Annotated in this window: 19 protein-coding genes; 11 read left to right on the forward strand and 8 right to left on the reverse strand. The window is 34.7% G+C overall.

What is annotated here, in order from left to right; translation table 11 throughout:
- Positions 1 to 56: 56 nt before the first annotated feature.
- From ilvD to EKL96_RS06370, 3 genes are all read right to left on the reverse strand, one after another.
- A complete protein-coding gene (gene ilvD, locus EKL96_RS06360) occupies positions 57 to 1,730 on the reverse strand; it encodes a dihydroxy-acid dehydratase (RefSeq protein WP_126451597.1) in 1,674 nt (557 codons plus the stop codon).
- A gap of 61 nt (positions 1,731 to 1,791) precedes the next feature.
- A complete protein-coding gene (gene leuB, locus EKL96_RS06365; protein ID WP_126451596.1) occupies positions 1,792 to 2,910 on the reverse strand; it encodes a 3-isopropylmalate dehydrogenase in 1,119 nt (372 codons plus the stop codon).
- Between the two features lie 38 nt (positions 2,911 to 2,948).
- Positions 2,949 to 4,124 carry a 2-isopropylmalate synthase gene (locus EKL96_RS06370; protein ID WP_126459735.1) on the reverse strand — a complete coding sequence of 392 codons (1,176 nt, stop codon included), beginning with the start codon at positions 4,122 to 4,124 and terminating at the stop codon, positions 2,949 to 2,951.
- 154 nt (positions 4,125 to 4,278) lie between these two features.
- On the opposite strand from EKL96_RS06370, the gene EKL96_RS06375 reads away from it, so the two are divergent.
- Positions 4,279 to 5,823: a hypothetical protein gene (locus tag EKL96_RS06375; RefSeq protein ID WP_126459737.1), complete on the forward strand. Its 1,545-nt coding sequence runs from the start codon at positions 4,279 to 4,281 to the stop codon at positions 5,821 to 5,823.
- 192 nt (positions 5,824 to 6,015) lie between these two features.
- On the opposite strand, the gene EKL96_RS06380 is transcribed toward EKL96_RS06375, so the two are convergent.
- Positions 6,016 to 7,992 carry a thiamine pyrophosphate-dependent enzyme gene (locus EKL96_RS06380; RefSeq protein ID WP_126459740.1) on the reverse strand — a complete coding sequence of 659 codons (1,977 nt, stop codon included), beginning with the start codon at positions 7,990 to 7,992 and terminating at the stop codon, positions 6,016 to 6,018.
- A 171-nt stretch (positions 7,993 to 8,163) separates the two neighbouring features.
- Here EKL96_RS06380 and EKL96_RS06385 point away from each other — a divergent pair, with 171 nt between their 5' ends.
- From EKL96_RS06385 to EKL96_RS06420, 8 genes are all read left to right on the forward strand, one after another.
- On the forward strand, positions 8,164 to 9,114 hold the full coding sequence (locus EKL96_RS06385) for an isopenicillin N synthase family dioxygenase (RefSeq protein ID WP_126459743.1): 951 nt from the start codon (positions 8,164 to 8,166) through the stop codon (positions 9,112 to 9,114).
- 242 nt (positions 9,115 to 9,356) lie between these two features.
- Positions 9,357 to 9,686, forward strand: a complete 330-nt coding sequence (locus EKL96_RS06390) for a translation initiation factor (protein ID WP_126459745.1) — start codon at positions 9,357 to 9,359, stop codon at positions 9,684 to 9,686.
- A 119-nt stretch (positions 9,687 to 9,805) separates the two neighbouring features.
- Entirely contained in the window at positions 9,806 to 10,675 is an 870-nt protein-coding gene (locus EKL96_RS06395) for a nucleoside phosphorylase (RefSeq protein WP_126451590.1), read from the forward strand.
- A gap of 94 nt (positions 10,676 to 10,769) precedes the next feature.
- Entirely contained in the window at positions 10,770 to 11,894 is a 1,125-nt protein-coding gene (locus EKL96_RS06400; RefSeq protein WP_126459748.1) for an SDR family oxidoreductase, read from the forward strand.
- A gap of 75 nt (positions 11,895 to 11,969) precedes the next feature.
- Complete coding sequence (locus EKL96_RS06405) at positions 11,970 to 12,497, forward strand: GNAT family N-acetyltransferase (RefSeq protein WP_126459750.1); 528 nt, start codon at positions 11,970 to 11,972, stop codon at positions 12,495 to 12,497.
- On the forward strand, positions 12,497 to 13,363 hold the full coding sequence (locus EKL96_RS06410; RefSeq protein ID WP_126459752.1) for a substrate-binding domain-containing protein: 867 nt from the start codon (positions 12,497 to 12,499) through the stop codon (positions 13,361 to 13,363). Before EKL96_RS06405 ends, EKL96_RS06410 begins: the two co-directional genes overlap by 1 nt.
- 20 nt (positions 13,364 to 13,383) lie before the next feature.
- The gene (locus EKL96_RS06415; RefSeq protein ID WP_126451587.1) at positions 13,384 to 14,316 is read left to right on the forward strand and encodes a transglutaminase; all 933 of its coding nucleotides are present in this window, start codon (positions 13,384 to 13,386) and stop codon (positions 14,314 to 14,316) included.
- 212 nt (positions 14,317 to 14,528) lie between these two features.
- Positions 14,529 to 16,787: an acyl-CoA dehydrogenase gene (locus EKL96_RS06420; RefSeq protein WP_126459755.1), complete on the forward strand. Its 2,259-nt coding sequence runs from the start codon at positions 14,529 to 14,531 to the stop codon at positions 16,785 to 16,787.
- 160 nt (positions 16,788 to 16,947) lie between these two features.
- On the opposite strand, the gene EKL96_RS06425 is transcribed toward EKL96_RS06420, so the two are convergent.
- Genes EKL96_RS06425 through EKL96_RS06440 form a run of 4 tightly spaced genes read right to left on the reverse strand, consistent with a single transcriptional unit; the run spans position 16,948 to position 22,683 of the window.
- A complete protein-coding gene (locus EKL96_RS06425; protein ID WP_126459757.1) occupies positions 16,948 to 18,255 on the reverse strand; it encodes a TolC family protein in 1,308 nt (435 codons plus the stop codon).
- The gene (locus EKL96_RS06430; protein WP_126459760.1) at positions 18,248 to 20,677 is read right to left on the reverse strand and encodes an ABC transporter permease; all 2,430 of its coding nucleotides are present in this window, start codon (positions 20,675 to 20,677) and stop codon (positions 18,248 to 18,250) included. The genes EKL96_RS06425 and EKL96_RS06430 overlap by 8 nt, the downstream gene beginning before the upstream one ends.
- Positions 20,678 to 20,689: 12 nt before the next feature.
- Positions 20,690 to 21,394 carry an ABC transporter ATP-binding protein gene (locus tag EKL96_RS06435; RefSeq protein WP_126459762.1) on the reverse strand — a complete coding sequence of 235 codons (705 nt, stop codon included), beginning with the start codon at positions 21,392 to 21,394 and terminating at the stop codon, positions 20,690 to 20,692.
- Between the two features lie 50 nt (positions 21,395 to 21,444).
- On the reverse strand, positions 21,445 to 22,683 hold the full coding sequence (locus EKL96_RS06440; protein ID WP_126459765.1) for an efflux RND transporter periplasmic adaptor subunit: 1,239 nt from the start codon (positions 22,681 to 22,683) through the stop codon (positions 21,445 to 21,447).
- A gap of 140 nt (positions 22,684 to 22,823) precedes the next feature.
- Between EKL96_RS06440 and EKL96_RS06445 the strand changes: the two genes are divergently transcribed.
- Both EKL96_RS06445 and EKL96_RS06450 read left to right on the forward strand, forming a co-directional pair.
- Positions 22,824 to 24,173, forward strand: coding sequence for a sigma-54-dependent transcriptional regulator (locus EKL96_RS06445; RefSeq protein ID WP_126459767.1), 1,350 nt, complete (start codon positions 22,824 to 22,826; stop codon positions 24,171 to 24,173).
- Positions 24,145 to 25,509 (forward strand): HAMP domain-containing sensor histidine kinase, encoded by a 1,365-nt coding sequence (locus EKL96_RS06450; protein ID WP_317125137.1) that lies wholly within the window; start codon positions 24,145 to 24,147, stop codon positions 25,507 to 25,509. Before EKL96_RS06445 ends, EKL96_RS06450 begins: the two co-directional genes overlap by 29 nt.
- Positions 25,510 to 25,545 lie beyond the last annotated feature (36 nt).

Here is a 25,545-nt window from a genome sequence, read left to right on the forward strand (position 1 = left end):
ATTGTTTTTTTAGGCTTATGTCAATTTTGCTATTGCTATTGGCGTTGATTTTGAAGTTATTTATCAGTTACACATCCTGTTGAAGCGCTCGAGACCGCTCTGATGTATTTTAATAAAACTCCCTTATTTACTTTTAATTCAGGTTGAATCCAATTTGCTTTCCTATGTGCAAACTCTGCATCCGATATTTTTAAATTGATTGTATTTTTGACTGCATCAATAGTGATAATATCTCCATTTTTGACGAGCGCTATACCGCCTCCTTCAAAAGCTTCGGGTGTAACATGTCCCACAACAAATCCATGTGAACCACCAGAAAACCTGCCATCAGTAATCAGGGCTACGCTTTTTCCAAGACCAGCACCCATGATAGCTGAAGTAGGTTTAAGCATTTCAGGCATTCCGGGGCCACCTTTTGGACCACAGTACCGGATGACCACTACATTCCCTGGTTTGACTTCACCCCCGCGAACCCCAGTTATTACATCATGTTCATTTTCATAAACAATGGCATCTCCTTCAAAATACTCCCCTTCATTTCCGCTAATTTTAGCCACACAGCCTTCCTCAGCAAGATTTCCATACAAAATTTGAATGTTTCCTGTTGCTTTTAGTGCTTTTTGGATTTCGTGTATTACTTGCTGACCGTCGTTCAAATCCGGAACAGCAGCTAAATTTTCAGCTAAAGTTTTTCCAGTTACTGTCAAACAGTCTCCATGTAACAATCCTTCTTTTAATAAATATTTCATTACTGCGGGAACTCCTCCAGCTTCATGGAGATCTTCCATCAGGTATTTTCCACTCGGTTTTAAATCGGCAAGTAATGGTGTTTTGTCACTTATATCTTGAAAATCTTTAAGTGTAATTTCAATATCTACAGCATGTGCCATAGCGATTAAGTGCATTACTGCATTCGTAGAACCGCCTAAAACAGCTACCATGGTAATCGCATTTTCAAATGCTTTACGTGTCATGATATCTCGAGGTTTTATATCTTTTTCTAACAAAATTCTGATTGCTTTTCCAGCATCAATGCATTCTTGTTGTTTTTCGTCACTTAATGCCGGATTAGAAGAACTGTAGGGCAAGCTCATTCCTAAAGCTTCAATAGCCGAAGACATCGTATTGGCCGTATACATACCTCCGCAGGCTCCTGCGCCGGGACATGCGTTTTGAATCACTCCTTTGAAATCTTCCGGAGCGATTGTATTGTTGAATTTTTTTCCCAATGCTTCAAAGGCAGACACAATATTTAACGATTCCCCTTTCCATTTTCCAGAATGAATTGAGCCTCCATAAACCATGATAGAAGGACGATTGACTCTTCCCATGGCCATGACGGAACCGGGCATGTTTTTATCACAGCCTGGAATAGCGATTAGTGCATCATACCATTGTGCTCCCATTACGGTTTCAATAGAATCTGCAATTACATCTCTGGAAACTAAAGAAAAACGCATTCCATCAGTACCGTTTGAAATACCGTCACTTACACCAATAGTATTAAAAATCAACCCTACTAAGTCCTCTTTCCAGACTCCTGTTTTTATTTTTTTAGCCAAGCCGTTCAGGTGCATGTTACAGGGATTTCCCTCATATCCCATACTAACAATTCCAACTTGTGCTTTTTTTAAATCTTCTTCAGTCAGACCAATACCGTACAACATTGCTTGTGCTGCAGGTTGTGTTTCATCTTGTGTTATGGTCTTGCTGTATTTATTTAATTCCATTGTCTGTTTATTTGTGTCGGTTTTTATCTGTTTAAAATTATTGAAAGTCAACGAGTGTTGCCTAAACAATAGTCGATTGTCCTATATAAACATTGTCGTTATTGAAATACAATAATTCATCTTTGCTCAAAATATAATTGGATATAAAATCACCTACTTCATTGGTGCCAAATTTAGAATAGGGATTCAAATCTGCTGTGACGACATTTAATTCAATTGCTTTTTCTACCGCTTCATATACTTTTTTAGCTTCTAACTGAAGTCCAAAATGTTCTAAAAGCATAGCAGCAGATAATATTGAGGCAATTGGATTGGCCGTATTTTTGCCTTTTGCCTGAGAAAAAGTGCCGTGTACCGGTTTAAAAAGAGCACTGGAATTCCCTAGAGATGCTGATGGCAATAATCCAATGGCTCCTGTGATTACACTAGCTTCATCCGATAAAATATCACCAAATAAATTCTCGGTCAAAATGACATCAAATTGTTTTGGATTAATAATGATTTGCATCGCGGCATTATCAACATAAAGGAAATCTAAAGTTACATCAGGGTAATTTTCGCTGATTTCCTGGACTACTTTTCGCCATAATCGTGACGTTTCAAGAATACTAGCTTTGTCTACCAGAGTCACTTTTTTTTGTCTTTTCTGAGCTGTTCTAAACGCTAAATGACTAACCCTAATAATTTCCTCATCGGAATACTCACATAAATCAGAGGCTAATGTGCCTTGTGCATTCGTCTTTTTTTCACTGAAATAAGATCCTCCGGAAAGCTCCCTGAAAATCACAAAATCAGTACCCTCAATGATTTTTCTTTTCAAAGGGGATAAATCTAATAAATCCTTATACGGTTTAACAGGTCTTATATTGGCATATAATCCTAATGCTTGTCTCAATTTCAATAAGCCGTTTACAGGGCGTAATTTTGGATCATGATTGTTGTCGTATTTTGTATTGCCAACAGCGCCAAACAATACAGCATCTGTATTTAGACAAAGATTCAATGTTTGCTCCGGCAATGGATTTCCTGTTTTTTCAATCGCAACGGCACCTATTAGTGCGTCTTCAAATACAAACTCATGATCGAAAACCACACCAATTGCATACAACGCTTTTTTTGCTTGTAAGGTAACCTCAGGACCTATTCCGTCTCCTGAAAGTACTGCTATTTTTAAATTCATAATAGTGCGATTTAAATTGTAATAGAAATCAAAATATTTTAGTTGAGGATTAATTCCTTACTCATTTTACAAGCTTCAATTATTTGATGAATATCATCATCAAGGACTTCTTTTTTGATATCGGCAAACTTTAAAAATTCAACATAGACAACATCTAATTGCACTTTTGAAAGTTCATATCCAACTTTTTTGGCTCTGTAGGCCAATGCTGCTCTGCCACTTCTGGCGGTAAGAACAATTGATGATTCATTGACACCAACTTCCAACGGATCCATGATTTCATAAGTCGCTCTGTTTTTGATTACCCCATCCTGATGAATTCCGGAGCTGTGTGCAAAAGCATTAGCACCAACAATTGCTTTATTGGGTTGCACCATCATTCCCATACTTTCAGATACTAATCGGCTCATTTCATTCAGCTGGCGGGTATTGATATTGGTATCTAAATTCAAATACGGATGTTGTTTGAAAATCATCACTACCTCTTCCAGTGCTGTATTTCCGGCTCTTTCGCCTATTCCGTTTATGGTACATTCAATTTGTCTGGCTCCATTTACCGCTCCTGCAATTGAATTTGCGGTAGCCATTCCTAAATCATTATGACAGTGGCATGACAGGATTACTTTATCAATTCCTGTGACGTTTTCTTTTAGATATTTAATCTTTGCGCCATATTCTTCCGGCAAGCAATAGCCAGTTGTATCTGGAATATTAAGCACGGTAGCACCTGATTTAATGACTGCTTCACAGACTCGAGCCAAGAACTCGTTGTCCGTTCTACCAGCATCCTCCGCATAAAACTCCACATCTTCAACATACGATTTAGCATGGGAAACGGCAAATTTTGCTCGGGCAATAATATCTTCTCTGGTAGTATTTAGCTTGTGTACAATGTGTGATTCCGAAGTTCCTATTCCGGTATGTATTCTTGGTCTTTTTGCATGTTTTAAGGCTTGTGCCGCAACATCTATATCATTTTTTATCGCTCTGGTTAATCCACAAACAACTGCATTCTTAACGATTTTACTTATTTCTGAAACAGATAAAAAATCACCTGGACTAGATACCGGAAAACCCGCTTCGATGATGTCAACACCCATTTCGTCCAGTCGATTGGCTATGACTAGTTTTTGATTGGTATCTAATTTACATCCCGGAACTTGTTCGCCGTCTCTCAAGGTGGTATCAAAAATTTGAACTTTCTCTCTATTCATTTTCATTTATTTAATGTAATTTCACAACTTGATAACAAAAATATCTTTCATTACGTTAATATAAAACTCAATTTAATGAAATATACTGTTTATAAAGCAATAAAAAACTTAGTAAACAATTGAATTACAAAACATTAAGCTACACTATTCTACAATGGCTAACCATCAAAAAGATTTCTTGTTCGTATTAATTAAATCGCTTTCAAAATCTGAAAAAAGACAATTTAAGATTTTTGCCAGCCGATTAGAAACCAGTTCCAATACAAAATTCATCGAATTATTTAATGTTTTAGACAAATCAGAAGTCTATGAGGAGAAGCTTATTTTGAAAAGTGGGATTATCAAAAAAGTACAATTATCCAATCTGAAATCGTATTTATACAAACAAATTTTAGTAAGCATCCGATTGAATATTCCCAGTCAGAATATTCGATATCAGCTAAGAGAACAGATTGATTTTGCTGCTATTTTGTACAATAAAGGGCTGTACAAACAAAGTTTAAAAATCTTGGATAAAACAAAGATTTTAGCGTTGGAAAATGACGAAAAACTCATGGCCTATGAAATTGTAGAATTTGAGAAACTCATTGAATCCCAATACATAACCCGAAGTATTCAAGGGCGCGCAGATGAATTGGTTATTCAGGCTAAAGAACTGAATTATCGCAATACCATTTCCAGTAAATTATCTAATTTATCCTTGCAATTGTACGGTATTATGCTTAAAACCGGATATGTAAAAAGCGACGAAGAATACACCTATATAGATGATTATTTCAACAAGCATATTTCAAGATTTGACGAGAAAAAGTTCGGTTTCAGAGAGAAATATTGGTTTTACAATGCCAATCTTTGGCGAAGCTTTTTAGTTCAGGATTTTTTATCCTGTTACAAATATGCTTTAAAGTGGGTGACCCTTTTTTATGACAACCCAAGTATGATTCATTTGAATCCGGTGTTTTTTTTGAAAGGCAATCATTATCTATTGGAGTCTTTGTACATGCTTAAGTACAAATCGAAATTCAAAAAATATTTATTACTGTTGGAAGATACAATAAAAGATTCCCATTTTCCTGTAAATGATAATATTGCATCTTTATCATTTCTGTATTTATATAATAATAAATTGAATTATCATATACTGGAAGGTACTTTTGCAGAAGGAGAATACTTAATTCCTGAAGTTCTAGGCAAGTTGAAAATACATACGGATCATCTTGATGAACACCACGAAATGCTGTTTTACTATAAATTTGCTTCTATATATTTTGGGAATGAAAAATATACAGATTGTATTTTTTATTTGGAGAAAATCATAAACAATAAAAATCTTTCCATGCGAGAAGATTTAATGTGTTTTGCCAGATTACTCTGTTTGATAGCTCATTATGAATTAGGAAAAGATTATTATTTGGAAAATCAATTGAAAAACACCTATAAATTCCTAATCAAAATGAATGATTTGCATGAAGTGCAAAAAGAAATTATTAAGTTTTTGAAAAATTTAAACTCCATTTATCCAACAGATATCAAAAAAGAATTTGTAAAAATGAGAACAAGATTTATAGAACTGGAGAAAAACACCTATGAAAAAAGAGCTTTCCTTTATTTGGATATTATTTCTTGGCTAGAAAGCAAAATCGAAAACCGAAAAATAAGCGATATCATTAAGGAAAAAGCAAAATTGAATAATCGATAAAATAAAGTGGAACTATGCCCTTAATAATTTAAACGGATGAACGGATTTTTTAAAACAATTCTCGCAGGTTACGGTGCCAAAAAACTAGGCGGCGGCTGTTTTGGTACAATTTTAATTTTCATAATTATCTATTGGATATTAGGTTATTTTTAGAATTAAAACGCTAAAAATAACCTACTTATAATTTAAAAATTAATACGTCAATAGTTCTTTTAGGTCATTTTCGAATCGGCCTTTCGGCAAATATTGATCTTCCAATGCTTTAGTAAACGGAATTGGTGTGTCTAAACTTGCCACTCGTTTTACAGGAGCATCTAAGTATTTGAAACAATTTTCCATTATCATTGCCGAAAGATCACTGGCAATTCCACCAAACATACTGTCTTCCTGATAAATAATTACTCTTCCCGTTTTCTTTACCGAAGCAAAAATAGCTTCGGTATCCAAAGGTTGTAATGTTCTTAAATCCAATAAATCCGCTGAAATTTCAGGATTTTTTGCTAAAGTATCCAAAGCCCAATGCACTGCGGCACCAAACGAGATGATCGTAACCTGATCTCCTTCTTTCAACAAAGCCGCTTTTCCTAGTGGAATCGTATAATAATCAGAAGGAACCTCTTGATAAACGCTTCTGTACAATTGCTTGTGTTCAAAAAACAGTACTGGATTTGGGTCGTTTATGGAAGTATTCAACAATCCTTTCGCATCATACGGAAATGCTGGGTAAACCACTTTTAATCCCGGTGTTTTAGTAAACCAAGCCTCATTGGTCTGCGAATGAAAAGGCCCAGCTTGTGTTCCGCCACCGCAAGGCATTCGGACTACAACATCTGCTTTTTCTAACCATCGGTAATGTGATTTGGCTAATAAATTCACAATTGGATTGAATCCTGTCGAAACAAAATCGGCAAACTGCATTTCCACAATTGCTTTATAGCCATTTATAGATAATCCCATTCCTGCCGAAACCACTGCACTTTCACAAATTGGCGTATTGATGACGCGCTCTTTGCCAAACTGCGCTACAAAACCATCTGTGATTTTGAAAGCACCACCATAGTCAGCAATGTCTTGGCCCATGATTACTGAGTTCTCATGGCGTTCCATCGATTGTCTCAAACTGGCAGAAATGGCATCTATAAAACGAATATTTTCTTTTTTTTCTGAAGGGTTAACTTGTTCAAATACATGCGTTTTATAAACATCATTTAGTTCTTCACTTAAATTAGCTTCAATTTCTGGTTCGGCATTGGCAATAGCCAAACTTTCATCAATATCCTTCTTTATTTCAGCATGTAAAGCAGCGTCAAAATCCGCGGTAAGAATCCCATTTTCTGACAAGTATTTTCTATAATTTTCTACTGGATCTTTAATCGCCCACAGGTCCATTAATTCCTGCGGAACGTATTTAGTCCCACTCGCCTCTTCATGTCCACGCATCCGGAAGGTTTTAAATTCCAATAAAACAGGACGTGGATTTTCTTTCATCGAAGCTTTTAATTCAGATAATAAATTATAAACTTCCAGAATATTATTTCCATCAACAATATGGCTTTCCATTCCGTAGCCTTTTCCTTTATCGGCCAGGTTTTCGCAACGGTATTGTTCATTTGTAGGTGTTGAAAGCCCATACCCGTTATTCTCTATCACAAATAAAACCGGTAATTCCCAAACCGAAGCAATATTCAACGCTTCATGAAAATCGCCTTCACTTGTTGCTCCTTCGCCTGTAAAAACGGCAGTAACTTTTCCGTTTTTCTTTAGTTTATTGGCTAAAGCGATTCCGTCAGCCACACCTAATTGCGGACCTAAATGCGAAATCATTCCTATAATTTTATATTGTTGGGTTCCAAAGTGAAAACTGCGATCACGTCCTTTAGTAAAACCGTTGGCTTTGCCCTGCCATTGTGAAAAAAGACGGTACAACGGAATGTTTCTTCCGGTAAAAACTCCTAGGTTTCTATGCATTGGCAAAATGTATTCATCCGAATCTAAAACTGCCGTAACACCAACAGAAATTGCCTCTTGACCTATTCCAGAGAACCATTTTGATACTTTTCCCTGACGGATAAGAATCAGCATTTTTTCCTCTATCAGTCTTGGTTTCAGTATTCTTTTATATAAATCTAATAATTGATCGTCAGTAAGATTTTTTTTGTCAAAGGTCATTTTTCCCGTTTTATTATATGGCTCAAAGATAAAAAAATATAACAGTTTGATATTGTTTTGTTATATTTTTTTACATTGTTTGTACGTTTTAAAATTCAGATATAAAATTATTCTTTACATTTGTATCTGCAAGGTTTTTAACCTTCAAGTTATTAAAAAATATTTAAAAGTATGCAAAACATTCCTAGTGTTGACTTGCGTGATTTCCTTTCGGACGACCCGAAACGTAAACAAAAATTTGTAAATGAAATCGGAAGTGCATTTGAAGATATTGGCTTCGTAGCACTCAAAGGGCATTTTTTAAACGACCAGTTGGTTGATGAATTGTATGGTGAAATCAGAAATTTTTTCGCTTTACCTTTAGAAACAAAACACGGGTATGAAATTCCTGGTATTGGCGGACAAAGAGGGTATATTTCTTTTGGAACAGAGCATGCCAAAGGCAGAAAAGAAGGCGATTTGAAGGAGTTTTGGCACTTTGGACAATACGTATCCGAAGGTTCAAAATACGCTTCTGAATATCCTGAAAATGTCGAAGTAAAAGAACTGCCTCGTTTTAATGTAGCCGGTAAGGAGGCCTATCAAATGCTGGAGAAAACCGGTGTTTATGTTTTAAGAGCTTTGGCAATTCACCTTGGTTTGGATGAATTTTATTTTGACCAATATGCCAAAGATGGAAATTCAATCTTACGACCTATTCACTACCCACCAATCACGTCTGAACCAGAAAATGCTATTCGTGCTGCTGCTCATGGTGATATCAACTTGATTACTTTGTTGATGGGTGCGCAAGGGAAAGGGTTACAAGTGCAAAATCATAACGGAGAATGGATTGATGCCATTGCAGAACCGGATGAATTAGTGATCAATGTGGGTGATATGTTATCGCGTCATACGAATAACAAATTGAAATCGACCATTCATCAGGTGGTAAACCCACCAAGAGAGTTATGGGGAACTTCACGGTATTCTATTCCGTTTTTTATGCATCCGGTGAGTGATATGAAATTGAATTGTTTGGAAAACTGTATTGATGCAGAACATCCAAAAAAATTCGAAGACATTACTTCGGGAGCCTATTTATACGAACGTTTAGTAGATTTGGGACTTATTAAAAAATAAACTTAAATTTACTTCAGATACCAAAAGACATTAAGTGTATGCTTAATGTCTTTTGTTTTTTTTTAATGGTGGAGACTTAAAGAAAACAGCATAATTTTAACCACATAGAAACATAGATAGAACAGAATAATACAAACCATTTTTGAATTTACATAGCAATGTTTTACTGTAAAAAAGTAAAACGCCTCATTCTATAAAATATGGCTATGATTCTATGTGGTAAAAAATAATTTAAATATAATATGGACTTACAAGACCAATTAAAAAACCTTTTTCCAGATCACGAACCATCGCCTGAAGAGCCGATTGAAGAAATGACACACGAATTATACGTTCAAAAAGAGCCTATGATTTGCAAATTCGAAAAACGAAAAGGAAAAGCAACCACTATAATTGAGGGTTATGAAGGAACCGACGCCGATTTTAAAGTTCTTGCTAAGGAAATTAAAACTAAATTGAGTGTTGGCGGTACTTTTAAAGATGATTCTATCATTATTCAAGGTGATTATCGCGATAAAATAATGATTATTTTAAAAGAAAAAGGCTTTAAAGTAAAACGTGTGGGAGGGTAATCCCCACCTAACCTCCCCAAAGGGAAGGAACCAAAACGAAATAAAAGAATACAATCTAAATCAGGAATCGGCTCCCTCTCTTTTGGAGAGGGCTAAGGAGAGGAAAAAATACTTTAATAATGATACAATCATCCGAATTAATATTAAATCCAGACGGTAGCGTTTACCATTTGAATTTAAAACCAGAACATATTGCACACGATATCCTCTTTGTAGGAGATCAAAATCGCGTGGAGAAAATCACACAGTTTTTTGACAGTATTGAATTTTCGACACAAAAAAGAGAATTCAAAACCCAAACCGGGATTTTCAAAGGCAAACGAATTACTGTAATGTCCACAGGAATTGGTCCTGACAATATTGATATCGTTATTAACGAACTGGATGCTTTGGTCAATATTGATCTAGAAACCCGTCAGCCAAAAGAAAAGCTAACTTCATTGAATATCATCCGAATTGGAACTTCGGGTTCTTTACAAGCGGATATTCCTGTGGACAGTTTTGTACTATCAAAATTCGGATTAGGATTGGATAACATGCTCCGCTCCTATTTGATTGACGAAGTTTCGAATCTTGAAATGGAAGATGCTTTTGTAAAACACACCAATTGGGATTTACGAAAAGGAAAACCATACGTAATCGCATGTTCCGAAAAATTGGAAAAAATAATCGAAAGCAACAAAATGCACAAAGGAATTACCGCAACTGCCGGTGGTTTTTACGGTCCTCAAGGTCGCGTGTTGCGTTTGAATATTCAAGATGAAGCATTAAATTCTAAAATGGATAATTTTAAATTCGGTGACAACCAAATCACGAACTTGGAGATGGAAACTGCAGCTATTTATGGACTATCGGCACTTTTAGGGCACAATGCATTGTCATTAAACGCCATCATTGCCAATCGTGCTTCGGGAACATTTAGCAAAGATCCATACAAAGCCGTTGATGAATTGATTGCGTATACATTAGAAAAAATTGCTTTAGGATAGAGAAATTAATTTTCAAAATCTTCTCCATTTGTAGTTTTAAAAAAGTGCTGTTTAATTTTTTTAAAACTACATTTGTTTTTAGAACAAAATGATAATGAAAATAATACTTACAGGTGCAACAGGAGTTTTGGGATCTCATATTATGTATGAAATTCTGGAGCTTTTCATCAACACTAAAATTGATGGAAAACTATTTATTATTGCCCGAAATAAAGGAAAAAACTCCGCTTTAGATAGAATAAACGAACTTTTATCCAGCAGCTATACACCACAAATCATAAAAGACAAAAGGATAGTAAAACTGCACGAATACATTGAAATCATTGATACTGATTTGGCTGTCATTCAGGACACTTTTTCAAACCAAATAAAAGATGCGTATTTCATTCATTCGGCTGGATTTGTGAATTTATCTACCGATGAAGAACAACGCGAAAAGATTTTTGAAGAGAATACTAAAATCACAAAATCCCTTTTCAATCTATTTCATCCTTTCATAAAAAAGTTTATCTACATCGGAACTGCTTTTTCATCTGGAAACCGAAAAGGATTAATTGACAATGATTTTCATAGTTTAGGATTCAAACCCGAGCATCGCAATGCCTATGAAAATGCTAAATTCCATTCGGAAAATTTTATAGCACAAGAATGTAAAAAAATTGGTTTGCCTTTTCAAATTCTGCGTCCAAGTGTGATTGGAGGCAAAATGTTAGGAACTGAAAATCCGTATTTTATTTCAAAATATATGGTTTTTTATCTTTTGGCAAAATTTTTTCATTTTACTTCCCAACGAAAAGGAGAACAAGAAAATGTGCGTTTTATCGTTAACGAAGACACCGTTTTGAACATTATTCCGGTGGATTATGTGGCAAAAGTGATTGTAAATACGTTTCAAAGAGACGATATTGAACAGCTTAATATTGTACATCATAAAAGTTTCAATATGGCAGATGGATTACAGTTAATCATGAGGGAAGTGGGCTATACCAATTTTACCTTAATACAAAATTCGTTTGACTTCAAATACAAAAACACCATCGAAAAACTGTATTATGAAAGCATTGGCAAACATTTAAATCCGTATTTTACTACAGCTGCCAACGAATACGATACCACTTTGTTGAACTCCATTCTGGAAATACCCAAACTAGATCAGGAAGCCTTCACCAATATGATTCGGTATGCAAAATTGAATAATTTTAAAGATATTAATGTGTGATTGCTTCATTCCTCGCAATGACATAATACCACTGCTACCAGACTAAATCGTTAACCATGAAATTTCTAATAAAACATGAATCTTATTTTAGAAACCGACCGATTAATTTTAAGAGAAATGCTATTTTCAGATGCCGACGCATTATTTGAAATGGACAGCAATCCTAAGGTACATCAATATCTTTGGAACAAACCATTGACGGATATTAGCGAAGTACATTCCTATATAGAACTTGTTAGAGCACAATACTTTCGAAATAATATTGGGCGATTTGTGGTTGTTTTGAAAAAAACCAATGAATTAATGGGTTGGGCCGGATTAAAATACAACACTGAAATGGTAAATAACAAAGTTCATTTCTATGATATTGGTTATCGGTTAAATGAAAAATTCTGGGGCAAAGGATACGCCAGCGAAGCCAGTTTTGCCTGGCTGGATTATGGTTTTAATGTAATGAAAATAAAAATTATGGAAGCAGCAGCACACACGGATAATATTGCCTCAAACAGAATATTAAAAAAAATTGGACTAAAAATGACGGAACAATATCTGGAAAATGGCGTTTCTTGGAATTGGTACGAATTAAAAAATCCTAACCTATAATGAACACAATAAAAATAGCCGGAGTTCCGGAACATTTTAATCTTCCTTGGCATTTAGCCATAGAAAGCGGAGATTTCGAAAAAGAAAATATCGATTTACAATGGACTGATGTTCCCGAAGGAACCGGAAAAATGTGTCAAATGCTCCGTGACGGCGAAACGGATATCGCCATAATCCTAACCGAAGGAATTGTAAAAGATATCCTTGCCGGAAACCCAAGTAAAATAGTGCAGCTGTATGTGGAAAGTCCCTTAATTTGGGGAATTCACGTAGCTGCAAACTCCAATTATAAGACAGTAGCAGACTTAGAAAACACCAAAGTTGCCATATCCAGGTTGGGTTCCGGTTCCCAATTAATGGCGTATGTCAATGCCGATAATCAGTCCCGACTGCATTCAGGATGGAAAACAGATACTCTTCAGTTTGAAATTGTAAATACTATCGATGGAGCCGTTGAAGCCTTGACAAACGAAACTGCAGATTATTTTATGTGGGAACGTTTCATGACCAAACCATTAGTTGACAAAGGTGTTTTTCGTAGAATTGCGGATTGTCCAACACCTTGGCCTTGTTTTGTAATTGCGGTTCGAGAAGAATTTTTGAAAAATAATCCAGTCCTTATTTCAAAAATTCTGGCAATCATTAATCAAACTACAGAAGATTTCAAAGATATTCCAAGTATTGACAAAACGTTGGCTTCAAATTACCATCAAAAAATAGAAGATATTCAAGAATGGCTGTCGTTAACACAGTGGTCACAAAAACCATTAACTGTTGAAATGTTAAACAAAATTCAAAATCAGCTTTTTCAACTTAAAATTATCGAGAAAAAAGGTACTTTTGAAGACATTGTAAAAGCAGTCTAGATTATTGTTTTTATGCTACCATGATAAAAATAAAAAAAATCAATTTTCAAGGAATTAAACAAAAATTTCAGGTTGCAAAACCTTGGGACGACGTTATTATTTTTGTCCTGAACATATTGATTGCCATTCCGGTTTTTATCATCTTGCATCAGAATTTAATCAACCCAAATTGGCCTCTTAATATTGATAGAGTCGTTCTGTTTATAGTAATGATAGTCGTTATTCAAGTGCTCTTGCGGTTCATGAGAACGATTATTCTTTTTTGTATTATCCTTTATTTTTTAATTTTAATTTATGGTTCTACTATAGGAAATTATGGGTTTAACAGCGTTTTTGAAGATTACAATTCTATCATGTATACCATGTCAGACAATCCATATCCGCAAGATATTATCATTGCTAAGCTACTTCCTTTCCCTAGTAAATCTAAGATTATTAATGCGATAGAATATCAAAATCCTAAAATTAGAAATTTTGCAATTATGGCAACGTCAAAACATTTTAAAGATATAAAAGGGTATTCGGATTACAGGACTATTATCCAGTGTTTTGCAGTTTTCAAAGAAATTAACAATCGGTGGAACTACGTCAGCGATCCAAAAGGCGGGGATTATATAGCAACAGCCACGGAGTCCTTACTTTATTTTTCGGGTGATTGCGATGACCATTCAATATTAATGGCAGCCAGTATCAAAGCTATTGGCGGTACACCGCGATTGATTCATACCAAAGGGCACATTTATCCGGAAATTTTGATTGGTTCAGTTACTGATTTAGAAAAAGTAAATTTTCTAATTAAAAATATCCTTTTTGTAAATGAAAGCAAAGAAAAAAAACTCTTTTATCATGTTGATGAACGCGGCCAAATCTGGATGAATTTAGATTATACGGCCAGATATCCCGGAGGTCCTTTTTTATCAGAAGAAATTTTAGGAGCTTTGACCTTGAATTAATTAAAAGCTTTTTTTAGTACTAATACTTCTCATTTGATAAAAATTAATGAATCTTAAAGAAAAACCAATTGCAGTATTTTCTAATTTTTTTGATACTTTTTGAGAGTTATTTTCCGCTCTAAATACAGAAGTATCCCGTTGTTACGTCATTTTATTCATTAATTTTTTCTATCTTAACCCAACTGAAAATATTATTTTAATTAAAGTGTGCTATGGAAAATTCAAAACTCAAAGCCTTTATTCCTTTATTTTACCTTGCTTGGTCAGACGATCTTTTAACTCAAAAAGAGTTTGTTACTTTGCAAGAGTTCATACGCTCACAACAATGGATTTCCAGAAAAGAGCAGGAATATCTACTTTCAAAAGTAACGGTTTCAGCACCTCCTTCAAGAATAGAACTTGCGGAGTGGAAATTTGAAATAGATACTGCTATTGATCAGAATCCTTTGCTGAAATCTATATTTGATGTTTCAATGATACTTGCAGAAAAAAATTCTGTTATCAAAGATCTTGCGACTGATTTTATGAAACTGGAAAACGATTTGGGAATTTTAGGTGAAGAAGCCGTTTCAAATTTAAAAAAAACGGAAAAAACCGTTACTTCAAATTATCATACGAGCAACACATTCGACATAGAAAAACTAACTCAGATTCTGGATGGCAAACAGGCTGCTATTATTAAAAAAGTAAAAACGGTCATCAGTCGACCAGATTTTGCCTATGAAACTTCGACTGATATAGCGGTTTATCGTGAAAAAGTATACGATTGGTGCACAATTCTTGCAAAAGAAAATCTGGGAAATATGGCGTATCCTAAAAAATACGGCGGCGGTGAAAATAGTGCCGATTATTTTGCTATAATGGAAACATTAAGCTACCATGATTTAAGTCTGGTTATTAAATTTGGAGTGCAATTCGGGCTTTGGGGAATGAGCATACAATCACTAGGTACCGAAAAACATTACAGCAAATACTTAAAAGATATTGGTTCGCTAAAGTTGCCCGGCTGTTTTGCCATGACCGAAACCAATCACGGTTCAAATGTAAAAGGATTAGAAACAACTGCTACTTATAACCACGACAACCAAACGTTTATCATTCATACACCACATGAAAAGGCGCAGAAAGAATACATTGGCAATGCGGCAGTACACGGTCAAATGGCTACGGTATTTGCTAAATTGATTATTGATGAAATGGATTACGGCGTAAATGCCTTTATTGTTCCAATACGGGATACTAATAGTACAATCCTGAAAGGCATTACTATTAGTGATTGCGGACATAAAATGGGACTTAATGGCGTTGATAACGGTACCATTCGTTTTGAAAATGTCGTTATTCCAAAAGAAAACATGTTGGATCGATTTGCTTCGGTAAATGATGAAGGAAAATTTGAAAGTCCAATTCCAAGTGACAATCGCCGTTTTTTTACGATGTTAGGCACTTTAGTTGGCGGCCGAATTGGGATTCCGAGATCTGCTTTGGCGGCAGCCAAATCCGGATTAACAATTGCAATACAGTATAGCGACTCACGCAGGCAATTTGGACCCGAAGGCGGTTCAGAAGTTCCAATCTTAAATTACAGAATACACCAACGCAGGCTACTGCCTTTGCTGGCAAAAACGTATGCCATTCATTTTGCGTTGCAATACGTGACAAATAGATACCTAGAACGAACAGAAACTGAAATGCCAGAAATTGAAGCCTTGGCTGCCGGAATGAAAGCGTATTCAACCTGGAGTACTACTGCTATTTTGCAGGAATGCCGTGAAGCCTGCGGTGGCAAAGGATACCTATCAGAAAACAGGATCGATGCCTTGAAAAATGATACCGAAATCTACACAACCTTTGAAGGGGATAATACGGTATTAATGCAATTAGTTGCTAAAAACAGGTTGTCGGAATTCCGCAAGACATTTGGAGAAATGGATGCTATGGGTATAATAAATTACGTTTTTGAGACTGCTAAAACTGCTATTGCTAAAAAAAATCCTATTATAACCCGAAAAACAGATGAGGATCATTTATTAGAGGATGCCTTTCATCTGGATGCCTTTCAATATAGGGAAAAAACAATATTGGCATCGGCAGCAAAACGATTAAAAAAACTGATTGATGGCGGACTTGAACCTTATGATGCCTTTAATGTGGTGCAGCACCACATGATTGATGTGGCTCAGGCATATCTGGAGCGAATTGTTCTGGAGCAGTTTCAAAAAGCAGTACAAGCTATTGAAGATCAGAAAAACAAGGAAATAGTGACAAAATTATGCCGGTTGTATGCGCTTTCACAAATGGAGAAAAATAAAGGCTGGTATCTTGAAGATGGCTACATGGAGGGGATAAAAACAAAAGCCATACGCAAGATGGTCAATCAGCTTTGCTGGGAAATAAGGCCGGATGCTGTCTCATTAGTAAAAGCATTTGACATTCCGGATAGTTGTCTTGCAGCACCAATTGCATTCTAAGGATTCAAACTCTTAAAAGTAATTTTCTTTAAACTTAAAAAACTCCATTATTTCTAATGGAGTTTTTTTGTGGTTCATACTGAACTTACAAACCGTTTTTTACCGGATTTAAATAAGTTAGCATTGCAATTTAAATGGGCTTTAAATTGCATCCTATAATTTACAGACTATTGTTTTTTAACAAATTAATCTTCAGGTCTACATATTGCAGCTGAAGGTTGTTTTTTAGCACTTCATATTCTGCAGAAATAAATTGATTTTTTACGAATGAATATAAAATAGCTTCCACTTTTCCGCTTTCAAATTTGGCTTGGGTAGTGGCCAGAGATGCCTTCGCATAAGACTGTTTTTGGTTCAATTTATCTTGAAACTCCGTATAATTTCTTTTGTTTTGATTTTCTAATTCTATTTGATTGTGCAACCGTTGTTTTGTCTGTTCTATAACCAACTTTGATTTTTCGCTTACTATTTTTGAAGCACTAATTTTTTTAGTATTCCTAAATCCGTTGAAAACCGGAATTGTCAATAGCATCGCAATCTGCTGACTTTTATTAGCTTCTAATTGAGTGAAAAAAGCATCCGTGTTTGAATTTATCTGGTTTAAAGTTTTATAATAAAAAGAGGAAAACCCATAATAAGCTGATAACACCGGTAAATTGAGCGCGCGTTCTACGGTAATTGATTTCAAACTGTTTTCGTATTGGAGTTCCGCAAGCTTTATTTTAGGATTAAATATTTGTTGATCAAAATCTTCGGTGGCTCTTTCGTTAAAATAAGACACCAATACAATTGCATCATAAAGGCTCGTATCGCTAACATTCATGAGTTGGAACAATTGCATTTTTTTAATAGTATACAATTGTTCGGTTTCCAAATTTCGGTTTTCTTCCTCCGAAAAGCTCAATTGCATATCATACAAATCGCTTTGAGGTTTGCTACCAATTGCCACTTCTTTTGTTACTCTGTCCAAATTAAAAGCAGCTTGTTTCAGTTGTTCATTTTGGATTTTAGATAATTCCTGAGTATAAAGTGCCTGATAATAGCTTTCCAAAAGCTGCAGTTTATATTCGTTTTCTAAAACTTCTTTTTCGGCTTTGGCTTGTTCGATATTGATTTTATCTTTTTGAGCATTCGCAAATGCGCCGAAATCAATCAGATTCGTTCTGGCATTGAGATAAAAATTATCACTTTGAAAATTAGAACTTACCCTTGCATTAGTGGCTGGGTCAATGGTGGAACCTAAAATATAGCCTTGTTGTCCATTTAAATCGATCGTTGGCAACATTCGATTTAAAACCGAATTTTGTGATCGCTCTGTTCTTTTTATTTCTAGCTGCCTAATTTTTATTTCGATAGTATTCTGCAAACCCGTTTCCATGCATTTTGTAAGCGACCAAGAATTTTCTTGACCGCTGGCAAAAGCACTAAAAATTAAAAATAAAAGTGTTATAACTGTTTTTCTATTCATATTTTAAATATTTCAAAACATCTGTTTTTGTTGCTTGATAGGCTTTTAAAAGCACAATTATCAATGTTAAAACTAATAGTATGAGGAATCCAAAAATAAATGGAAATACAGTGATGTCAATCCTAAAGGCAAAATTTTCGAGCCATTTGTTCAACAAATAATACACTGGAAACAAAGCGATTAAAAACCCGATTGCGCAATATAAAATATACTGTTTTGATAATTCTTTAAGCAAAGTATTGGTTTTTGCACCCAAAGTTTTTCTGATAGCAATTTCTTTCATCCGACTTTGTATCGAATAAGAAGCCAAAGCAAACAGCCCGAAAAGCGCAATACCAATTACCACAATATTTAACAATGAAAAAAAAATCTTTTGTTTTACATAGGTTTCATAGGTTCTGGCGTACTCCTTATCAACAAAATCATATTTGAATGGGTATTCAGTATTGACTTTAGAAGTCCATAATTTCTCGATATCGGCTATGCTATTTTCCATATCATCAGCTTTTAGTTTTACATACACTCGACGAATGGCTGAGTAAGACATATTGAAGGAAGTAGCATGAAAAATTGTCATTGGCGGAACTTGGTCTTCTGGACTAAATAGATTGAAATCTTTTACGACTCCAACTATTTTTAATTTTTTTCCAAGCAATTCAATTTCTTTTCCCAACGGATTTTTCTCCTTTATCATTTTGAGAGCTGTTTCATTTATGATAACTGAATTAATTGTGTCGCTAGCAAATTTTTCGTCAAGACCTCTGCCTTTTATCACTTTAATTTTCATTATGTCAAGCATACCAAAATCAACAGCCATATTTTGTCCTTGAAAATTTACCTCTTTATATGCAACGTTTGAAGACATTGCGCCATCACCAAACTTAACAATACCTGTCGAAGCCTGTTCAACTCCTTTTATCTTAGATAATTCCCGTTTAATAGTAGTATATCTATTGAATATATTTTGCAATAAAGGCGCTTCCTGATAATAGTCTGAAGCAGGGGGAGTAAAAGTTATAGACATTACTTGATCTCCCTTAAATCCAAGATCTTTATTGCTTAAATAGTTGACTTGCTGATAGACAATATGAGATCCAATAATAAAAAATGTCGCAATAGAAAATTGTAAAACCAGCATACCGTTGCGCAACCAAACGCCACTTTTACTTCTTCCGAAATTCCCTTTCAATACTTTTAAGGTTTCAAAATTGGAAATATAAACCGCTGGAAATATCCCTGCAACCAAAATGGTAATCATAAAAATTACAAGTAATTGCAAATAAAATTCATTGCCGTTTATTATTAATTCTTTTTCCAAAAATTCATTGTAATAAGGCAACCCTAACTCTACAATTACCAATGCCAATAAAATAGAAAACGAACTGATAAGGATTGTTTCAAAAATGAATTGACTAATAATATTGCCTCTTGATGCACCAACTACTTTACGCACACCCACTTCTTTGGCTCGCTTTATGGCATTGGCCGTAGCCATATTGACATAATTGACAATGGATAAAATGAGAATTAAAACAGATAAACCAACCATTATAAGTAGAAACTGATAGTTACCTCTCCCCTCTGGATAGCCATCAACAACGGAGTGCAATCTGGCGGTTGAGAGCGGTTCCAAAATAATTTTAATACGGCCATCTCTTTTAATTACATCATCAGGTGTAATTCCTTGTTCTTTCGCATTGTTTAGCGTTAATTCATTATAATATATTTGTTCAATCTTCTTTTTGATATCCTCTGCGTTAGAATAGGCTTTTAGTTTTAGAAAGACTTTAAAATTAAAAATATCTCGTTGGATATTATTTGAATCTAAATTCCTTCCTATCCTGTCAATCAATATCTCTGGAACAATGGACGAATTTCCAGGAATACGATAAACTGCGCGAACAACAAACATTCCGTAAAAAACTTTTAGTTGTTTACCGATAGGGTTTTCGTTACCAAAAACTCTTTTCGCAACATCTTCCGAAATGGCAATACTCGTTTCATCTTTCAATGCTGAAATAGCGTCTCCTTTAATAATTTTAAAAGGAAAAAACGAAAAGAAATTACTTTGAACATTGATGATTTTGTTGATTTCTTCACTCTTTCCGTTATAGAAAATTCGGTCATTTACATAATCCCCTTTCATATATAAGATAGTTTCAATTTCAGGATCTTTTTCTAACAAAGATTTTAATATCGGAGGTTGATTTGCAGATACGGTTCCATCAGGCATTTCAATCAATACCTGAAATACATTATCTTTTTCTGGATTCCAAGCGTTATAACTTTGTTCGTCATTCCAATATAGTAAAGCGAAAATTAAGCCTGCAATTCCAATCGCTAAGCCGAAAACATTCAAAGCCGAAAAAAGCTTGTTTTTTTTGAGATGGTATAAAAATATATTTATCCAATTTTTTAGCATGATTGATAGAATTTATTGATTGATTAACACATCAACATTACGACTATTTGTTTTTTCTGAAAGTATCATTCCATCTTTCATCAAAATTGTTTTTTGGGAAAAAGACGCATCGTACTCAGAATGTGTAACCATCAGGATCGTTGCTCCGTTGGAATGTAGATCAGTGAGCAATTCCATAACTTCATTTCCGTTTTTGCTGTCTAGATTTCCTGTAGGTTCATCGGCAAGGATGATTTTCGGATCGTTAATTAAAGCTCTTGCCACGGCCACACGTTGTTGTTGTCCTCCGGAAAGCTGTTGTGGATAATGTTTTAATCGGTGTGAAATCCCTAATTTATCGGCAATTGCTTCTACTTTTTTCTTTCTGTCTGAAGAAGGAACTTTGTTATAAATCAATGGCAATTCGATATTATCATAAACCGATAATTCGTCTATCAAATTGAAATTCTGAAAAATAAAACCAATATTTTCTTTTCTGGCTTTCGATTTTCCTTTTTCTTTCAATCCAATCATTTCCTGATTTAACAATTGATAACTTCCACTGGAAGCGCTGTCGAGCAATCCTACAATATTTAATAAAGTGGATTTTCCGCTTCCCGAAGGCCCCATGATGGACACAAAATCACCTTGATTTATGGTTATAGAAACTTCACTTAATGCTTTCGTTTCTAATTCCTCGGTTCTAAATACTCTTGAAAGATTTTTAATTTGAATCATACTATTGTTCGTTTTTTGATTGATGCTATTTTTATGTTTCCTACTATTTCTTATTCTAAATTTAATATTTCCGCCCGTTTATAATCTTTGTACGATGACGTGATTACTTTTTCGCCAGCTTTCAATCCGCCAAGAACTTCATAATATAGTGGATTTTCTTTCCCAAGTTTGATTGCTCTTCGTTCTCCTTTGCTGCCGTTGACAACAAAAATCCATTTTCCATTGGTTTCTTCATAAAAACTTCCTTTGGAAAGTACTGCTGTTTTTGTTTTTTCTGACAAATTTAATTTAACCCCAAAACTCAATCCCTGTTGTAAATTCAAACTTTCTGAGGAAGTGAAATTCAATTCGACCACAAATCGTCCACTTTTTATTTCGGGAATGACTTTCGTAATCTGAACACGGATTGGTTTTCCATTAAAATCAACTGTTCCTTTTTGGCCATCAGTGATTTTGTTCAAATAAAACTCATCCACATCGGCAAGCAATTTATAGCCTTTCATTACATCAATTGTCCCAATACTTAGTCCCTGAATGTATGTTTTCCCCAGGATCGGTTCAAAAGAAGAAAGTCTTCCTGAAAGCGGGGCTGAGATTAAAAAATGCTGCTTGTTTGTTCTCAAAATCCCCAAACTTTTATCCATGAAGGCGATAGATTGATTCAGTTGTCCAATTTGGATTTGATTCACCCGTTTCTCTTTGGTAACACTTTCCTTAATGATTTTCATTCTTTCTTTCTGGAAACGTAAATTTTCTACTGTTTTTTCCCATTCATTTTTAGAAAGGATTTCTTGCTCAAATAATTTCTTATTTAAATCGTATAAATTTTTAGAATCCAAATAATCGTGCTCTATTGCAATTAAATCTTTGGCCAAATTCAACTCCTGGTTTCTTAAATCGAGTTTTGATTTGTTCAAATTATTGATTTGTTCGATAATGGCAGTTTCTTGTTGCATATAATTCAACTCGGTGTTGGGATTGTAAAGTCGGGCCAAAGCTTGTCCTTTTTTTACCATCGACCCATTTTCAACATAAATTTCCTGAACAGCGCCACCTTCGGTAATATTAATCAAAATAGAATTCAATGGCGTTACTTTTGCCTGGAACACGATAAAATCTTCAAAGAAATTATTTTCGACTGTTTTAATAGTAATTTCTGCTCTTTTGACATTCAGGCTCCTTTTTTTAGTCACTGAAGAATAAACCAAAAAGCCAAAAACCAAAAAAAGCGGCAATGCGATGAATAGATACTTATTTTTATTATTTTTACGAGGAAGGATGGTGTCCATTGTTGCTATTTTCAAGTGTACAAAGCAATTTCGTGCCAAAATTTTAAACCTTGCAATCGCCTGATTTTTAAATATTTTACTTTTAATACAAATTTCACGTGTTCAGTATTGAACACTTTTTGTCCAAAAACGAACAGTTAATGAAAAAGACAAACGCAAGCATTTTAGTGATTGACGATCAGGAAGACATCCTTTTTGCGGCTAAGATGCTGCTTAAAAAGCATTTTGAGAACATTTATACACTCACTAATCCAAAAAATGTGGTTGAATTATTGTCAAAAAGCACCATCGATGTGGTTTTACTCGACATGAATTACAGAATAGGTTTCGAGGACGGTAGAGAAGGTTTGTATCTGTTAAAGGAAATAAAAACGCTTTCGCCAAAAACCATTGTTATTTTAATGACCGCTTTTGGTAAAGTAGAAACAGCTGTTGAAGGATTAAAATCAGGGGCTTTTGATTATATTTTAAAGCCTTGGGACAACGAAAAATTGCTTAATATTGTTAGACAAGCTGTTAGTAAATCACGCAAAGAACAAAAGAAACTAATTGATGTTGCTACTACTGACGATTTCTTTATTGGTAATTCAGAGGCTATAAAAAAGGCTTATTTACTGGCTGATAAAGTCGCAATAACAGAAGCCAATGTTTTAATCCTCGGAGAAAATGGTACCGGTAAATTTGTTTTGGCACATCACATCTATCTGCAGTCCGAAAGAAAAAATAATGCTTTTATTCCCGTTGATTTGGGTTCCTTGAATGCCAATATTTTTGAAAGCGAACTATTTGGTTACGCCAAAGGAGCTTTTACCGATGCCAAAACAGATACTCCGGGACGTTTTGAATTGGCTGAAAATGGAACTATATTTTTAGATGAAATAGGAAATGTTCCTTTGCATCTGCAGGCTAAACTCTTGCAGGTTATCCAAACCAAAACAATAACCCGATTGGGCGAATCCAAAGCCAGACATTTGAATGTTCGCATTATTACCGCCACCAACTTAAATTTAAAGCAAGAAGTCGCAGACAAAAATTTCAGAGAGGATTTATATTATCGCATTAACACTATGGAAATTGTTTTGCCTCCATTACGAGAACGCAACGAAGATAAAATCCCTTTGGCTCACTATCTCTTGCAAAAAATGATGGCTAAGTACGGACGAGATGAAATCGCTTTTGATGAAAAATCATTGGAACAAATCGAAAAACATGCTTGGAACGGAAACATCCGGGAAATGGAAAACAGAATAGAACGCGCCGTGATTCTTTGCGAGAACAATCATATTAAGGTTTCCGACTTAGATTTAGAACAAATAACAACTTACGAGGATAATCCAGACGATATTCAGCTGTCGGCTATCGAAAAATCAGCCGTCGAAAAGATGCTATTGAAAAACAACAACAATATCAGTAAAACGGCAGAGGAATTGGGATTGTCAAGAGGTGCTTTATACCGAAGAATTGAAAAATATAACATCAGCACCAACTAATATGTTTACATCCTGGAAAATATACCATCTCCTTTTTATAAGATTGCTACTTATTCTTTTGACTACCGGAATTTCCTTCTTTCTTTTTCAAAAAGGATTGGTTTTCACGGCCGTATTTGGTGTCCTTATCATTTTTATACTGCTCGTTGAAATGTATTTTTATGTAAAACAAGCCTTTTTACTTTTCGACAGAACGATTACTTCTATTTTGCAAAATGATTTCACCTCTGATTTTTCAAAGCATAAATCGTATAAAAATTATTCCAACGTATTTAAATTGTATGAAAATCTAAAAAACAAACAAAACGAAGAAGTTTCAAAAGACATTATTTACCGTTCAATTTTGAACAATATTGAAACTGGAATTATTATCCTGCAAAAACAGGAAACCGATTGGAATATATTTTTGATGAATGATTATTTTTCCAAACATTTTAACGTTCCAAAAGTTTCCAAATGGAAATATCTGAAAAATCAGTTGCCTTCTTTGTGTGAAATTATTGAGGAACAGGATTTTCAGGAAATTAAAACGTCATTAGAGATCCGTGTGAATCAACAAGACAGACAAACATTTGTGCTGCAGACTTCGAGGAGTGAAATTTACAATCAGGATTATTTTATCGTTTTGCTGGATTCGATTCAAAATGTAATCGAGAAAAAAGAGAAAGAGGCTTGGGTCAATCTGATGAAGGTTATTTCTCATGAATTGTTGAATTCGATTACTCCCATTCGGTCACTTTCTCAGAATCTACAGGATTTAGTTCAGCAGGAAACCATTTCAACGGAAGACTTGGACGATATGAAAAGTAGTGTTGCCACGATGTTAAGGCGGAGCGACCATCTACAGCAATTTGTTGAAAGTTACCGCAAACTGGCCATGCTGCCTTCTCCCAAAAAAGAAAAAACAGAATTGTTGAAAATGGTTGAAAACAGTTTCCAAATTATGGATCCAATTTTCAAAAAAGAACAAATAGAAGTCATAAACACGATTGCTTTCGACCACAGGCTAAATGTTGACATGCAACAAATGGAACATGTATTGATTAATCTTTTGACGAATTGTATTTACGCCCTGGCAGATACAGAAAAAAAGCGGATTATTATTTCGGCAGAAGTTAAAGAAAAAAGAATTTTTATTAAGATTACCGATAACGGAAAAGGCATTGAAAAAGAAATAGAAAGCAAAATATTCTTACCTTTTTTTACCACTCGTAACGAAGGAGCCGGAATAGGTTTGACTTTATCTAAAAGTATAGTCGAAGCGCACGGAGGGTATCTGGCATATCAAAATGAAGGTGAAGAAACAGCTTTTGTAATTTGTCTAGTTGATAATTAAATTTCTGTTTTGGATTAATCCTGAAGGAGAGAAAAA

The sequence above is a fragment of the Flavobacterium sp. LS1R10 genome (genome assembly GCF_003968825.1).
Classification (GTDB): domain Bacteria; phylum Bacteroidota; class Bacteroidia; order Flavobacteriales; family Flavobacteriaceae; genus Flavobacterium.